General features: G+C 66.7%; 13 protein-coding genes, 1 tRNA gene and 1 pseudogene. 6 read left to right on the forward strand and 9 right to left on the reverse strand.

Annotated features, from left to right (window positions below; all coding sequences use genetic code 11):
* Positions 1-56: 56 nt before the first annotated feature.
* From TVH25_RS17745 to aceE, 6 genes are all read right to left on the reverse strand, one after another.
* Complete coding sequence (locus tag TVH25_RS17745) at positions 57-1490, reverse strand: acyl-CoA carboxylase subunit beta (protein ID WP_169620252.1); 1434 nt, start codon at positions 1488-1490, stop codon at positions 57-59.
* Between the two features lie 110 nt (positions 1491-1600).
* On the reverse strand, positions 1601-2842 hold the full coding sequence (locus TVH25_RS17750) for a KasA/KasB family beta-ketoacyl-ACP synthase (protein WP_422425015.1): 1242 nt from the start codon (positions 2840-2842) through the stop codon (positions 1601-1603).
* An 8-nt stretch (positions 2843-2850) separates the two neighbouring features.
* Positions 2851-3126 (reverse strand): meromycolate extension acyl carrier protein AcpM, encoded by a 276-nt coding sequence (gene acpM, locus TVH25_RS17755; protein ID WP_072699228.1) that lies wholly within the window; start codon positions 3124-3126, stop codon positions 2851-2853.
* A gap of 114 nt (positions 3127-3240) precedes the next feature.
* Positions 3241-4158, reverse strand: a complete 918-nt coding sequence (locus tag TVH25_RS17760; RefSeq protein WP_169620394.1) for an ACP S-malonyltransferase — start codon at positions 4156-4158, stop codon at positions 3241-3243.
* Between the two features lie 128 nt (positions 4159-4286).
* Positions 4287-5600: a PucR family transcriptional regulator gene (locus tag TVH25_RS17765; protein WP_422425017.1), complete on the reverse strand. Its 1314-nt coding sequence runs from the start codon at positions 5598-5600 to the stop codon at positions 4287-4289.
* 61 nt (positions 5601-5661) lie between these two features.
* The gene (aceE, locus tag TVH25_RS17770; RefSeq protein ID WP_169620249.1) at positions 5662-8511 is read right to left on the reverse strand and encodes a pyruvate dehydrogenase (acetyl-transferring), homodimeric type; all 2850 of its coding nucleotides are present in this window, start codon (positions 8509-8511) and stop codon (positions 5662-5664) included.
* A 346-nt stretch (positions 8512-8857) separates the two neighbouring features.
* Between aceE and TVH25_RS17775 the strand changes: the two genes are divergently transcribed.
* From TVH25_RS17775 to TVH25_RS17790, 4 genes are all read left to right on the forward strand, one after another.
* Positions 8858-9280, forward strand: a complete 423-nt coding sequence (locus TVH25_RS17775) for a DUF3052 domain-containing protein (protein ID WP_169620248.1) — start codon at positions 8858-8860, stop codon at positions 9278-9280.
* A 35-nt stretch (positions 9281-9315) separates the two neighbouring features.
* Positions 9316-9780 (forward strand): peroxiredoxin, encoded by a 465-nt coding sequence (locus TVH25_RS17780; protein ID WP_378528927.1) that lies wholly within the window; start codon positions 9316-9318, stop codon positions 9778-9780.
* A 65-nt stretch (positions 9781-9845) separates the two neighbouring features.
* Positions 9846-9920: transfer RNA gene (locus TVH25_RS17785), tRNA-Val, on the forward strand.
* A gap of 90 nt (positions 9921-10010) precedes the next feature.
* The gene (locus tag TVH25_RS17790; protein WP_296550086.1) at positions 10011-10220 is read left to right on the forward strand and encodes a hypothetical protein; all 210 of its coding nucleotides are present in this window, start codon (positions 10011-10013) and stop codon (positions 10218-10220) included.
* Between the two features lie 34 nt (positions 10221-10254).
* On the opposite strand, the pseudogene TVH25_RS17795 reads toward TVH25_RS17790, so the two are convergent.
* Positions 10255-10964, reverse strand: a pseudogene (locus TVH25_RS17795) (peptidase dimerization domain-containing protein); the annotation flags it as partial.
* Positions 10965-11151: 187 nt separating this feature from the next.
* Here TVH25_RS17795 and TVH25_RS17800 point away from each other — a divergent pair.
* The gene (locus TVH25_RS17800; RefSeq protein WP_422425020.1) at positions 11152-11787 is read left to right on the forward strand and encodes a hypothetical protein; all 636 of its coding nucleotides are present in this window, start codon (positions 11152-11154) and stop codon (positions 11785-11787) included.
* Entirely contained in the window at positions 11784-12458 is a 675-nt protein-coding gene (locus tag TVH25_RS17805; protein ID WP_407444223.1) for a hypothetical protein, read from the forward strand. Before TVH25_RS17800 ends, TVH25_RS17805 begins: the two co-directional genes overlap by 4 nt.
* Positions 12459-12476: 18 nt before the next feature.
* Here TVH25_RS17805 and TVH25_RS17810 read toward each other — a convergent pair whose 3' ends face one another.
* Complete coding sequence (locus TVH25_RS17810; RefSeq protein WP_169651785.1) at positions 12477-12689, reverse strand: DUF4287 domain-containing protein; 213 nt, start codon at positions 12687-12689, stop codon at positions 12477-12479.
* Positions 12690-12729: 40 nt separating this feature from the next.
* Complete coding sequence (locus TVH25_RS17815; RefSeq protein ID WP_422425022.1) at positions 12730-13155, reverse strand: hypothetical protein; 426 nt, start codon at positions 13153-13155, stop codon at positions 12730-12732.
* Between the last annotated feature and the right edge of the window lie 64 nt (positions 13156-13219).

A 13219-nucleotide genomic window follows, 5' to 3' on the forward strand; every position in this document is an offset into this window, starting at 1 on the left:
GGTTCGAAGGTGGCGGCGCCGGCGTCGGCGTTCGGTGCTTACAGTCGGTTAGGTGCTTACAGCGGAATGTTCTTGTGCCGCCCGCGGGTTGCAGGCGCTGCTGCCAGCGCCGCAGCCAGGGTGCTCCGCGTCTTTGCCGGGTCGATCATCTCGTCGACCACGCCGATCGAGATGGCGCGACCGACGCCTCCCGCGATGGCTTCGTGCTCGGATGCGAGACGGTCGTGCAGGGCCTCGCGTTCCTCTTCGGGAGCGGCAGCGAGGGCCCGCTTGTGGAGGATCCCCACCGCGGCCTTCGCGCCCATCACGGCGACCTCGGACTCCGGCCACGCGAACACTGCTGTCGCACCGAGGGCGCGCGAGTTCATCGCGATGTACGCGCCGCCGTAGATCTTGCGGGTCACCAGGGTCACGCGGGGCACACGGGCTTCGGCGAACGCGTGCAGCAACTTCGCTCCACGGCGCACGACGCCCTCCCATTCCTGGCTGACGCCGGGAAGGTAGCCCGGCACGTCGACCAGCACCACCAGGGGAACGCCGAAGGCGTTGCACATGCGTACGAAACGCGCCGATTTCTCGGCACTCTCGGAGTTCAGGCACCCGCCGAGGCGGAGCGGATTGTTGGCGATGACGCCCACGGTGCGGCCGCCGAGCCGACCGAAGCCGGTGACGATACTGCGAGCCCAGCCACCCTGCAGTTCTTCGAAACTCGATTCGCCTTCGACGTTGTCGAGGAGTTCGTGGACGATCGGGCGCACGTCGTAGGCGCGGCGCGGCGACTCGGGCATGAGCGCGCGCAGATCGGTGTCGCCCAGGGCTGCGGCAGCGACGTCGAATTCGCCCTGTTCGGCGAGCATCGACACGAGACGCCGTGCCCGGTGCAGTGCGTCGGACTCGTCGTGGGCCGCGATATGGGCGACACCCGACTTCTTGGTGTGGGTGTCGGGGCCGCCGAGGGACTCCATGTCGACCTGCTCGCCGGTGACACTGCGTACGACGTCGGGTCCGGTGACGAACACACGTCCTTCGGGCGCCATGATCACGATGTCGGTGAGCGCCGGGCCGTATGCCGCGCCACCTGCGGCGAACCCGAGGACGACGGAAATCTGGGGGATGGAACCGGATGCGCGCACCATCGCCTCGAAGACGAGGCCGACGGCGTGCAGCGCTTCGACGCCCTCCGCGAGGCGCGCCCCGCCGGAGTGGAAGAGCCCGATGACAGGCGCTTCGAGTTCGAGGGCGGTGTCGATCGCCGCGACGATGTGCTTACACCCCTCGACGCCCATCGCTCCGCCCATGACGGTCGCGTCGGAGCAGTACGCCACTGTCCGGACGCCGTCGATGCATCCGATCGCGGCGAGGACGCCGGACTTGTCCCGGGCGTGGAGCAGCTCCGTGCTGCCCGAGTCGAAGAGTGCCTCGAGCCGGCGCAGAGGATCGCGTGGATCCGTCGAATGGGCGCGTTGTTTAGCCGGATCCAGGATGGTCATCGAGTGCTCCTCGGTCGAGCGCGGTGGTGGTGGGCCGGGGGGGGGGGGGGGGGGGGGGGGGGGGCGGCCGCCCCCCCCCCCCCCCGCAACGGTGGGACGAGCGTGTCGGGTCAGGCCCGACCGAACGCGAGTGCCACGTTGTGCCCACCGAAACCGAACGAGTTGTTCAGCGCGAAGTCGATCTGTCCGTAGCGGGCTTCACCCTTGACCACGTCCAGGTCGATTTCTGGATCCTGGTTTTCGAGATTCAGCGTGGGCGGAATGACTCCGTCACGCAGACTCAGGACCGTAAGTACTGCTTCGAGTGCACCGACCGCGCCGATCGAATGTCCGAGTGCGGACTTCGGGGCATAGATCGCTGCATGATTGCCCACTGCGGCGTTGATGGCCTTCGCCTCGGCGATGTCGCCGATCGGAGTGGCCGTCGCGTGTGCGTTGACGTGCCCGATGTCGGCCTTGGTGAGGCCGGCGCTTTCGATGGCCCGCGTCATCGCACGGGCCGCTCCGGTGCCCTCGGGATGCGGTGCCACGATGTGGTACCCGTCCGAGGTGATACCCGCGCCGAGGATCCGGGCATGGATCGTCGCCCCGCGCGCTTTCGCGTGTTCTTCGGATTCGAGCACCATCAAGGCGCCCGCCTCACCGAAGACGAAGCCGTCGCGGTCCTTGTCGAAGGGCCGCGAGGCGCCCTGCGGGTTGTCGTTGCGAGTGCTCAACGCCCGCATCATGGCGAAGCTGGCGAGACCCACCGCATCGAGCTGACTTTCGACACCACCGGCGACGGCGATGTCGGCATCACCGTTCGAGATCATGCGGAACGCGTTCGCGATTGCTTCGGAACCCGAGGAGCACGCCGAGACCGGTGTGATGACACCGGCGCGGGCACCGAATTCGAGACCGACCGTGGCGGCCGGTCCGTTGGGCATGATCATCTGCACCGCGAACGGCGACACCTTGCGGTAGCCGCCGTCCCGCAGCTTGTCGACAGCGTCGATCAGCGACTCACCGCCACCGAGACCGGTGCCGATCACGACCGCGAGCCGGTCCTTGTCGACGTCCGGGCTTCCGGCGTTCTCCCAGACCGTCCGGCCGAGAGTGAGGGCCAGCCGTTCGACGAAGCTCATCCGCCGGACCTCGACCCGGCTGAGCGACTCGTCGGGGCTCACCTTCAGCCGACCGCCGATGCGGACCGGGAGGTTGTACTCGTCGACGAAGCCGTCGAGCACACCGATCCCGCTCTCACCGGCCAGGAGTGCCTTCCAGCTGGCATCCACATCGCCGGCGATCGACGTCGAAGCCGCGAGGCTCGTGACGACGACGTTGCGCAATGTCCGAGGAGAAGGGGAAGTCACGGTTGGGCTCACTCGTTGTCGTTCGTGGCCTGAACGCCCTCGGCCTCGAGCTTCTGGATGTAGTTCACGGCGTCACCGACGGTGCGGAGGCTGGCGAGGTCCTCGTCGGGGATCTTGACGCCGTACTTGTCTTCGGTCTGCACGGCGATCTCGACCATGGACAGCGAGTCGATGTCGAGGTCGTCGACGAAGGACTTGTCGACGGTCACCTCGGAGGGCTCGATGCCGGTAACTTCTTCGATGATCTCCGCGAGGCCGGCGATGATTTCTTCCTGAGTGGCCACGTCGTGGCTCCCTTCGTGATGTACCGACTATGTCGTGTGAAACCGGCCGAATGTTTCCGGCCGGACCCGGAAATTTCCCGGGTGTGCCCGTGCTGCGCGACGGTGCGCAGCAACCTAACCGAGTTCGAGTGTTTCGGCCAGAGCGGAGATGTCCGCGGGTGTTTTGAGGGCAGCAGTGGGTGTGCCGCGCATTTCGCGCTTGGCGATGCCCACGAGCGTGCCGGCGGGGGGAAGCTCCACCACCGTGGAAACCTGGGCGGAACGCAGATGTGCTGTGCACAGGTCCCAGCGCACGGGGCGGGTGACCTGCGCCGCGAGTCGTTCGAGCGCTTCGGCGCCCGAGGTGACCGGTGCGCCGTCGAAGTTGGACAACAGGGTGCGGGTCGGATCGCTCGGGGCGATCTTCGCCGCGGCAGCGGCAACCGCATCCTGCGCGGGTGCCATGAACCGGGTGTGGAAAGCGCCCGCGACCGGCAGGGCACGAACGCGCGCTTTCGCGGGAGCGTCCGCGGCGAGTGCCGCGAGTGCCTCGAGGCGTCCGGCCGCGACGATCTGACCGGCGGCGTTCATGTTGGCGGGCGTGAGGTCGAGTTCTTCCAGGCGTGCGAGCACCTCGTCCTCTGCGCCGCCGAGCACGGCGGACATTCCGGTGGGCTCGAGCGCGCACGCCTTCGCCATCTCACGGCCGCGGATCGCGGCGAGGCCGACGGCCTCGTCGGTGCTGATGACACCGGCCATCGCCGCAGCGGCCAACTCGCCCACGGAGTGGCCGGCAACGATCACATCGCCGGGTACGAGACCCAGGCGTTCGAGTTCCTCGAAGGCGAGCAGTGCGGTCGCCACGACGAGTGGCTGAGTCACGGAAGTGTCGGTGATCTCGTCTGCTGTCGCTACGGTGCCGAGGCGCTCGAGGTCGAGACCGGATGCCTTCGACCACAGCGCAATGCGGTCACGGGCACCGGCCTGCTCCAGCCACGGAGCAAGCATGCCGGGTGTTTGGGACCCCTGGCCGGGGGCAAGCAGCGCAATCACGAGCACCAGCGAACACCCTCGGCGCACTGTTGCGAGATGTCGGTGGGAATGAAAGCTTGTGCCCGGATTTGTAGGGATCTTACAAATTCCCACGTGGGCGTCGGCTATCGGCCGACTCTCCCGCCGTGTTACATGTCCGATTCGCGGATTGTGAACCGTGTGACTGGTGGTGCTGGAGATCTCAATTCGTTATGGCTTCGAGCCAGACGACCCACCGTTGCCGCGATTCGCAACACGTACGCATCGCGTGGATTTGTGGGATCCCGCCCAGTGACTTCTGTGATCCGCTTGAGTCGGTACCGGACGGTATTTGGATGAACAAACAGCTTTCTGGCGCACGACTCGACAGCGCCGCCGCTGTCGAGGTAGGCGTCCAGCGTGTCGGAGAGCGACGACCCCGCCGCGGCCAGAGGGGCCACGATGTGATCGTCCAGCGCGGCGATCGCCGCCGGATCGCCCAGCAGTGCCCGCTCGGGCAGAAGTTCGGCCGCGTGGACCGGCCGGGGTGCGCCGGGCCAGCCTCCGACCGCCTCCATCCCCGCGAGCGCCTCGAGGGCGGAGACGTGCGCGGCGCCCAGGGTTGCGGTCGTCGGCCCGATCACCACCGGATCGTCGGAGAATGCCTGCATCAGTTCGCCGAGGAAACTCGCTGCCTCGGTCGTTCCGTGCAGATCGCCGCTGACGACCATCACCAGTCGCTCGCCCTGGACCACCGCGAGAGCGGCACGACCGTGCCGCTGGGCGATCGCGTGCACCGTGGTCACCACCGACACACCCTCCTCGGGCGGTGGTGTGCCGACCACGACCGTCGCGGGCGCCGTCGCGTCCCAGTTGAGCGTTGCCGCACGGGACTGCATGTCGGCACCGGTGTCACCGCGGACCACGGCATCGACCACCAGCGCCTCGAGCCGGGTGTCCCACGCGCCCCGCGACTCGGCGGCGGTCGCGTACACCGCTGCGGCCGCGAAGCCCAGTTCGCGGCCGTATCGCAGGATCGCCTCGGTCAACGCGACGAGTTGCTCCTCGTTGCGGGCCAGCGCCGGCAGCCACTGCTCGAAGAACTCCATGGCCGCCCGCACCATGTCCACGGTCTGCAGAAGGGTCAGGCGGTTCGCCAGATCCTGAGGGATCATCTGGAACGCGTCGAGGCTGAACCGTGGATCGTTCTCCGGGTTGCGCACCCACTCCAGGAAGTCCACCACCGACGTCTGGATCACCAACTGCACCGTCGCGCGCTGCGAGGCATCCAGATCGGAGAAGAACGGCAGTTGCTCCTGCAACACATGCACGGCCTCGGTGGACATGCGCCCCGAGAACTGCTTGACCCGACGCAGCAGCGCGTCGGGTAGGGGAGCGCGGTCGGGTCGCGCAGGCGGTACCGGACGTCCGGAGGGGACGCCCGGTACCCGCGCTCTGCGACCTGATGCGGGCTCGTCGACCATGCAACGAACCTACCCGGGTGTCACCCGGTCACCGTGGCCGAACCGCACGTGACGGCGTGATTCAGGCGACGCCCGGGTCCGAGGTCTGCTCGGGGGCTGCCGTCACGTCGTCGATCCGGTACTTCTTCGCCGCCTCGACTGCCCGCGCACGATCGATCGTGCCCTCACGGCCGAGAGCCTCGAGCACCGCGACCACCGTGGATTCGGCGTCGATGTTGAACACGCGCCGTGCGGCCGGGCGGGTGTCGGAGAAGCCGAACCCGTCCGCGCCGAGCACGGTGTAGTCACCCGGAACCCACTTGCGGATCTGATCGGGCACCGCACGCATCCAGTCGGACACCGCGACGAACGGTCCGGCGGCGTCGTTGAGCACGGACGCCACGTACGGAACCTGCGGTTCCCGGCCCGGATCGAGCAGCGCCTGGCGGTCGCACTCGACACCGTCGCGGCGAAGCTCGCCCCACGAGGTGACCGACCAGACGTCGGCGGACACGCCCCACTCCTCTTCGAGCATCTGCTGAGCGCGCAACGCCTCGGGCATGATCACGCCGGAGACGAGGATCTGCGCCTTCGGGCCCGACTCGGCACCCCGCTTGTACAGATACACGCCCTTGAGAAGACCCTCGACGTCGAGGTCTTCGGGTTCGGCAGGCTGTGCGTACGGCTCGTTGTACACGGTGATGTAGTAGAAGATGTTCTCACCGCCGAACCCGTCGACACCGTCGGTCCCGCCGTACATCCGGCGCAGACCGTCGCGGAAGATGTGCGCGATCTCGTACGAGAACGCCGGGTCGTACGTCACCGCGGCCGGGTTGCTCGAGGCGAGCAACAGCGAATGCCCGTCGGCGTGCTGGAGGCCCTCACCGGTGAGGGTGGTGCGTCCGGCGGTCGCGCCGAGCAGGAATCCGCGTGCCATCTGGTCGGCCGCGGCCCACAGGCCGTCACCGGTGCGCTGGAACCCGAACATCGAATAGAAGATGTAAACGGGGATCATCGGCTCGCCCTGCGTGGCATAGGACGTACCCACAGCCGTGAACGAGGCGACCGATCCGGCCTCGTTGATGCCCTCGTGCAGGATCTGGCCGGCGGCGCTCTCCTTGTAGGCGAGCATCAGTTCGGCGTCGACGGAGGTGTAGAGCTGGCCGTTGCGGTTGTAGATCTTCAGCGACGGGAACCACGAATCCATGCCGAACGTGCGGGCCTCGTCCGGGATGATCGGCACGATGCGCTTACCGATCTCCTTGTCGCGCAACAGTTCCTTCAGGACACGGACCGTGGCCATGGTGGTCGCGACTTCCTGCTTGCCCGAGCCCTTACGCACGACGTCGTACGTCTTCTCCGGCGGCAGCGCGAGAGGCTTGGCGGCGGTGCGACGTTCCGGAACGAAGCCGCCCAGAGCGCGCCGGCGCTCGAGCATGTACTCGATTTCGGGAGCGTCGAAACCGGGGTGGTAGTACGGCGGCATCTTCGGGTTCTTCTCGAGCTCGGCGTCGGAGATCGGGATGCGCTGGAGGTCGCGGAAGTACTTGAGATCCTCGAGCGTGAGCTTCTTCATCTGGTGGGTCGCGTTGCGGCCCTCGAAGTGCTTACCCAGGGTGTAGCCCTTGATGGTGTGGGCGAGGATCACGGTGGGCTGGCCCTTGTGGTCCAACGCGGCGCGGTAGGCGGCGTGGATCTTGCGGTAGTCGTGGCCACCGCGCTTGAGGTTCCAGATCTCCTGGTCGCTGAGGTTCTTGACCAGTTCCTTGGTGCGAGGGTCGCGGCCGAAGAAATGCTCGCGGACGAACGCGCCGTCGTTCGCCTTGTACGTCTGGTAGTCGCCGTCCGGCGTGACGTTCATGAGGTTGACGAGCGCGCCGTCCTTGTCGGCGTGCAGCAGGGCATCCCACTCGCGGCCCCACACGACTTTGATCACGTTCCAGCCCGCTCCGCGGAAGAACGACTCGAGTTCCTGGATGATCTTGCCGTTGCCGCGAACCGGTCCGTCGAGACGCTGCAGGTTGCAGTTGATGACGAACGTCAGGTTGTCGAGACCTTCGGTGGCCGCCACGTGTGTGAGACCCCGCGACTCCGGCTCGTCCATCTCGCCGTCGCCGAGGAACGCCCACACGTGCTGGTCGGAGGTGTCCTTGATTCCGCGGTCGTGCAGGTAGTGGTTGAACCGGGCCTGGTAGATGGCGTTCATGGGGCCGAGACCCATCGACACCGTCGGAAATTCCCAGAAGTTCGGGAGCAGACGCGGGTGCGGGTACGACGGCAGGCCGCCGCCCTGCGAGGCGTGGCTGTGTTCCTGGCGGAACCCGTCGAGCTGTTCCGCGGGAATCCGGCCTTCGAGATACGCGCGGGCGTAGATGCCGGGGGAGGCGTGGCCCTGGATGAAGACCTGATCGCCGCCGCCCGGGTGATCCTTGCCACGGAAGAAGTGGTTGAAACCGACCTCGTAGAGGGCCGCGGAGGACGCATACGTCGAGATGTGCCCGCCGACGCCGACACCGGGACGCTGCGCGCGGGTGACCATGATCGCCGCGTTCCAGCGGATGTAGGCGCGGAAGCGGCGCTCGACCTCTTCGTCACCGGGGAACCACGGCTCGTTCTCCGTGGGAATGGTGTTGACGTAGTCGGTGGACGTCAACGCCGGAAGCGACACCTTGCGCTCGTTCGCGCGCTCGAGCATGCGGAGCAGCAGGTAACGGGCGCGGGTCGGGCCCGCAGCCTCGAGCATGCCGTCGAACGATTCGAGCCATTCGTCGGTTTCTGCCGGATCGATGTCGGGCAGGTAGGAAGCCACGCCCTCGCGGATGACCCGGACACGGTTGTCCTTGGTCGAAGCCGTCTCGTTCGAGGGGCCCGTTCCCGCGGAGCCTGGTGTGGCGTCCTTCTGCGAGTCGGGTCCGTGGATCAGGTCTGTCAACGTCTGCTCCTCATCGTGGTAGGACGCGCAGGTGGGGCGCCCATTCAGAAGGCCGGCTCTTGTGGGGGCCGACCCAATCGACATCTGAACATGATGCTGATCTCATTCTCCCCCATCCCGCGGCGGAAGATGCGAGATGCCCTCTGATCGGGACACGAGAGTGCTCGGGCGGTCCCGCAGCCGAGCTTCTCGACGGTGACGGCGTAGCGTCCGGGGAAAGATTCTTGGTCTTTCCCAGCGATTCGGGTTGCGTTGAGCCTTCCGACCATGTTCGCTTTGACCATTGATCGTCACACACCGGTACGCCGAAGCGATTCGCGCACCACTACTTTTAGGAGGAGCCACCGTGGTCGCCGCGGCGGATGCCAAGAACTACGTTTCCAAGCTCGGTATCACTCACGACCATGTGGTGCAGGAACTCGGGTGGGACGAGGACACCGACGACGAGCTGAGGTCGGCGATCGAAGAGGTCACCGGAACCGAGCTCCTCGACGAGGAGTCCGACGAAGTCGTCGATGTCGTGCTGCTGTGGTGGCGCGAGAGCGACGGCGACCTGGTGGACACCTTGATGGATGCCGTCAGCCCACTCGCCGACGACGGTGTCGTCTGGGTTCTCACCCCGAAGAACGGTCGCGTCGACCACGTGGAGCCCAGTGAGATCGCCGAATCCGCCACCACCGCCGGTTTGACCCAGACCTCGGCGGCCAACCTCGGGGACTGGATCGGCAGCCGTCTCGTGCAGCCGAAGACCGGCCGTCCGCGTCGCTGAACCGGCCTTTCCCCCGAACGAAGGACCAGCACCACATGGCGATCGCAGTGGGCACCGAGGCGCCCGACTTCACCCTCAAGGATCAGAACAACCAGGAAGTCTCCCTCGCGGATTACCGAGGGAAGAAGAACGTCCTGCTGATCTTCTACCCCCTCGCGTTCACCGGGGTGTGCCAGGGCGAGTTGTGCGCCGTGCGCGACGACTTGCCGACCTTCGACAACGACGACACCGCGATCCTCGCGGTGTCGGTCGGGCCGTCGCCCACGCACAAGATCTGGGCGGCCGAGCAGGGGTACCTCTTCCCGTTGCTGTCCGACTTCTGGCCGCACGGTGAAGTCGCTCAGGCGTACGGGGTGTTCAACGAGAAGTTCGGTTTCGCGAATCGTGGGACGTTCGTCATCGACAAGGGCGGCATCGTGCAATTCGCGGAAGAGAACCAGCCCGGAGAGCCCCGTGACCAGGGAGCTTGGGTCAGAGCGCTGGCCGCGCTAGAGTCCTGATGCGACGTGGGGGGGGGGGGGGGGGCGCCCGCCCGCGGGGGGGGGCCCGCGCCCCCCCCCGATGCGGGCGTGTAGCTCAGTGGTAGAGCTCTGGTTTTACACACCAGCGGTCGGGGGTTCGAAACCCTCCGCGCCCACCATGTAATAGGCGGTGAACGGCCTCTTGCCGACCTTCGCTGCTCCGTTCGATCCTGCCCCTGCGCGCCGTCACCTCGAGATAGCGTCCGCTCATGCCTGAGGACGCCCGCAATCGCTTCGCTGAAGACGTCTTCGGCCACGTCATCACCAAGGACGGCAAGGTGCTGATTTCGTGGCAGGGCAGGACCGTCACGACGGTCGCAGGAAAAGCGGCCGAGAAGCTCATCGCCCGGCTCGCGACCGCTGACCGTCGCGAGGTGCAGCACCTGCTCGCCCGCGCGACCGGGCACTTCAAGCACTAGAGGCGTACACGCTGATCTCGCGCGGCTCGGGCGCTCACCGTGTCGGTGGCAGCCAGGTCCGCACCGCCGTGACCAATGCGCCGACCCCGATCGGCAACGTCGGGTCGATGACCGGGGCGTAATGAGGTGAGTGGTTCGACGGGACTCGAGCAGTGCCGGATCGGTCATATCCCCGGTGGTGAACAACTTCGGGTCCGCTCCGCCGAGCAGCCAATACGACAGGGGAGCCCCGGAACTGGTCGCGAGGATTCCGACGTCTTCGCTTCCGGCGCCCGCTCCGGGATCGAGAATCTTGTCCTTTCCCAACCATCCCGCGAAGGCATCGAGTGTTTTCGCGAGCGCGGCCTTGTCGTTGGTGACGACGGGGAAACGTTCGATCTCGGTGATGGTCGGCTCGTCCGGAGCGCCCGCGGTCGCGGCCTCGCCCCGCACGATCCGCTCGACACTGTCGAGGATGCGGCGACGCACCGTCTCGTTGTAGCTGCGGATGTTCAACTGGATCTCCGCCTCACCGGGGATCACGTTCGCCGCGTCGCCGGAATGGATCGATCCGACGGTGAGCACCGCCGTCGCCGTACTCGGTATCTCCCGCGAGATGATGGTTTGGAGGCGCAGCACCGTCGAGGCGGCCATCACGATGGGGTCGATCGACGACTCGGGCATCGAACCGTGAGCGCCCCTGCCGACCAGTCGCACACGCAGAGAATCGGATCCGGCGTACGACGGGCCCGGATGGCCCAGAACAGCCGGATTCGCAGTGCGCGCACGCGGTGTGCGAAGCGCCGCGACGGTCGGTGTGGGGCGCTCGTCGCACCGGTTCCCGCGACGATGGGATGACCCGCACGAATTCTGGAGCGATTGGTTAATGTAGGCTTGCCTTACTAACGACCTATCGCCGAGCGCCCTGCGCTCTCCGACCCGGAAGAGTCCTGTGCCAGAAGCCGATTGCTCACCCGCCACCCTGCCTCCCGACGGGCACGCTCCCGTCACCGCACCCGTCCTGCACGTCACCATGGGTGCCGAGGGCCCCAGCGACGACCCGCGCATGGCTCGTGTGGATATCTATCGCCTACCCGAGATCGACCTGTCCGCGGTGCGCGGTCTCATCCTCGGCGGAGGTGTCGACCAGATCTTCCTCGCGCGCAACAAGGATCTGCTCACGGACTTCGTCACCTCCGGCGGTCGCATCGCGGTGATGGGCCACGCGCTCACGGACTTCCTTCCGGGACTTGGGGTATGGCGCAAGCTCGACTACACCGGGCCGAAGGATCTGGCGATCACGCTCGGCGAGCCGCATCCCGTATGGGAGGGTGTCGAACCCGTCGATCTGAGCACCCGCAAGGGCGTGACCGGATTCTACGGCCGTGGATACATCGACAAGATCCCGGACGGCGCGCTCGTCACGACCCGTATCGGGCGACACGCTCTTCCGTTCGACTACGTCTACCCGCTCGGGAAAGGCCAGGTTCTCGCCCACGGCGGCAACGACCTCCTCGGATGGAAGAACGACCCGAACAGTTCCGCACGGCTGGCCGTCCAGCTCGTAGATTGGCTGGTGCAGCGATGACGATCGTCGAACCCTTCACTCGTACCGACCGCGCACCCAAGCGCGTCCGCAGGCTCGCCATCGTCCACGGGGGCACGTACTTTCACCTCCAGACGATGAAGGATCCCGCAGTGCTCGCTCACCAGCCGGACTTCCTCTACCTTCCCGAACTGCTGCCCGGCGATCTGGACTGCTACGACACCGTCGTCGTGGGCGACCGGCTGCACCCGGACCTGGTCGCCAAGAACGCGGCACAGTTCTATTCCGTGGCCGAACGTGGTGGCACCGTGGTCGCGCTCGGTGAAAGCGGCGCCCACACGTGGCTTCCCGGTGTGACGTGGGAACCGCGACCCACGAACTTCTGGTGGTGGCTGACCAAAGAGGATCCGATGATCCGGACCCGCAGTCACGACCATGAGTCCTGGCAGTACCTCACGACCAAAGCCGTCATCTGGCATCACCACGGCATCTACAACACCGACGCCGACGTGGTGCCCCTGCTGGTGTCGGAAGAGCCTGACTCCGAAGGTGTTCCGCGTGACGCGGGCATGATGCTGTACGAGGACACCGTCACCACTCCCGGCCGGATCATCGCGACCACGCTGGACCCGATGTACCACCACGGCAGCAATTTCATGCCGGGCGCGACCCGCTTCCTGTACGCGTTGCTGCGCTGGGTCGACAACACCTGAACGGGGTCACCGGCGAGTTCAGGTCGCGGCGTCTTCTTTCCGGGTATGCGCCACAAGAGCGTTGGCGTGGCCGTGACCGAGACCGTGTTCGGCCTTCAGCCAATTCACCAACTCGGAGTGTTTGCTCAGATCCGACGCGCGGATGAGTTCTTTCCATTCCGCGATCGGCCGGCCGTACTTCTTCTCGATCGACGGAAAGTACGACTCCGGCCCCTGCACCTTCTCACCCATGTCCGAAAGCTAGCAGTCCGGTCGGACACCCACGTGGTGTTCACTCACATGCGGTGCGGGACCGGTTGCGGAGCAGGCGTCTCCGGACCAGCAGAGTGAGGAACGCGACCACGGACAAACCCGCCGTCGTTCCGAGCACCAGCAGGGCCAAGCCCACGACCCACAGTCCGCTGGTGTCGTCGGACGACGCGTCGAGCGCCCACATCAGCGCGAAGGCGCCCGTCGCGGAGAGGACCACTGCGGCAGCGCCGCCTCGTGAGCCACGGAGAGCCAGGCATCCGGCGACGACGACGGCCGCGACCGTCACCGCGCATGCGATCACCTGCACGGCCGAATACGGTCCCTCCACGCTGCCGTCGGGCAGTTCGCGGTAGCCGGTCTCCCAGCCGAGCCACGCGAACCAGGACAACGCCGAGGCCACGGCCACCGCGATCAGGACCGGAGCCGTGCGTGAGAAATGGGACATGGGTGCACCGTACGGGCCGCCCGCCATACCAGCGTGCCCGCCACCGACGAAAGGGGGCGGGCAC

Source organism: Rhodococcus sp. 7Tela_A2, from assembly GCF_049311045.1.
Lineage (GTDB): Bacteria > Actinomycetota > Actinomycetes > Mycobacteriales > Mycobacteriaceae > Rhodococcus.

What these genes read in the sequence shown, in the direction of transcription:
- TVH25_RS17765 (WP_422425017.1), bottom strand. Translation starts at nt 5,600, where the DNA reads ATGGTCGACGAGCCCGCATCAGGTCGCAGAGCGCGGGTACCGGGCGTC.
- TVH25_RS17780 (WP_378528927.1), top strand. Translation starts at nt 9,316, where the DNA reads ATGGCGATCGCAGTGGGCACCGAGGCGCCCGACTTCACCCTCAAGGAT.
- TVH25_RS17815 (WP_422425022.1), bottom strand. Translation starts at nt 13,155, where the DNA reads ATGTCCCATTTCTCACGCACGGCTCCGGTCCTGATCGCGGTGGCCGTG.
- TVH25_RS17745 (WP_169620252.1), bottom strand. Translation starts at nt 1,490, where the DNA reads ATGACCATCCTGGATCCGGCTAAACAACGCGCCCATTCGACGGATCCA.
- TVH25_RS17790 (WP_296550086.1), top strand. Translation starts at nt 10,011, where the DNA reads ATGCCTGAGGACGCCCGCAATCGCTTCGCTGAAGACGTCTTCGGCCAC.
- TVH25_RS17810 (WP_169651785.1), bottom strand. Translation starts at nt 12,689, where the DNA reads ATGGGTGAGAAGGTGCAGGGGCCGGAGTCGTACTTTCCGTCGATCGAG.
- TVH25_RS17805 (WP_407444223.1), top strand. Translation starts at nt 11,784, where the DNA reads ATGACGATCGTCGAACCCTTCACTCGTACCGACCGCGCACCCAAGCGC.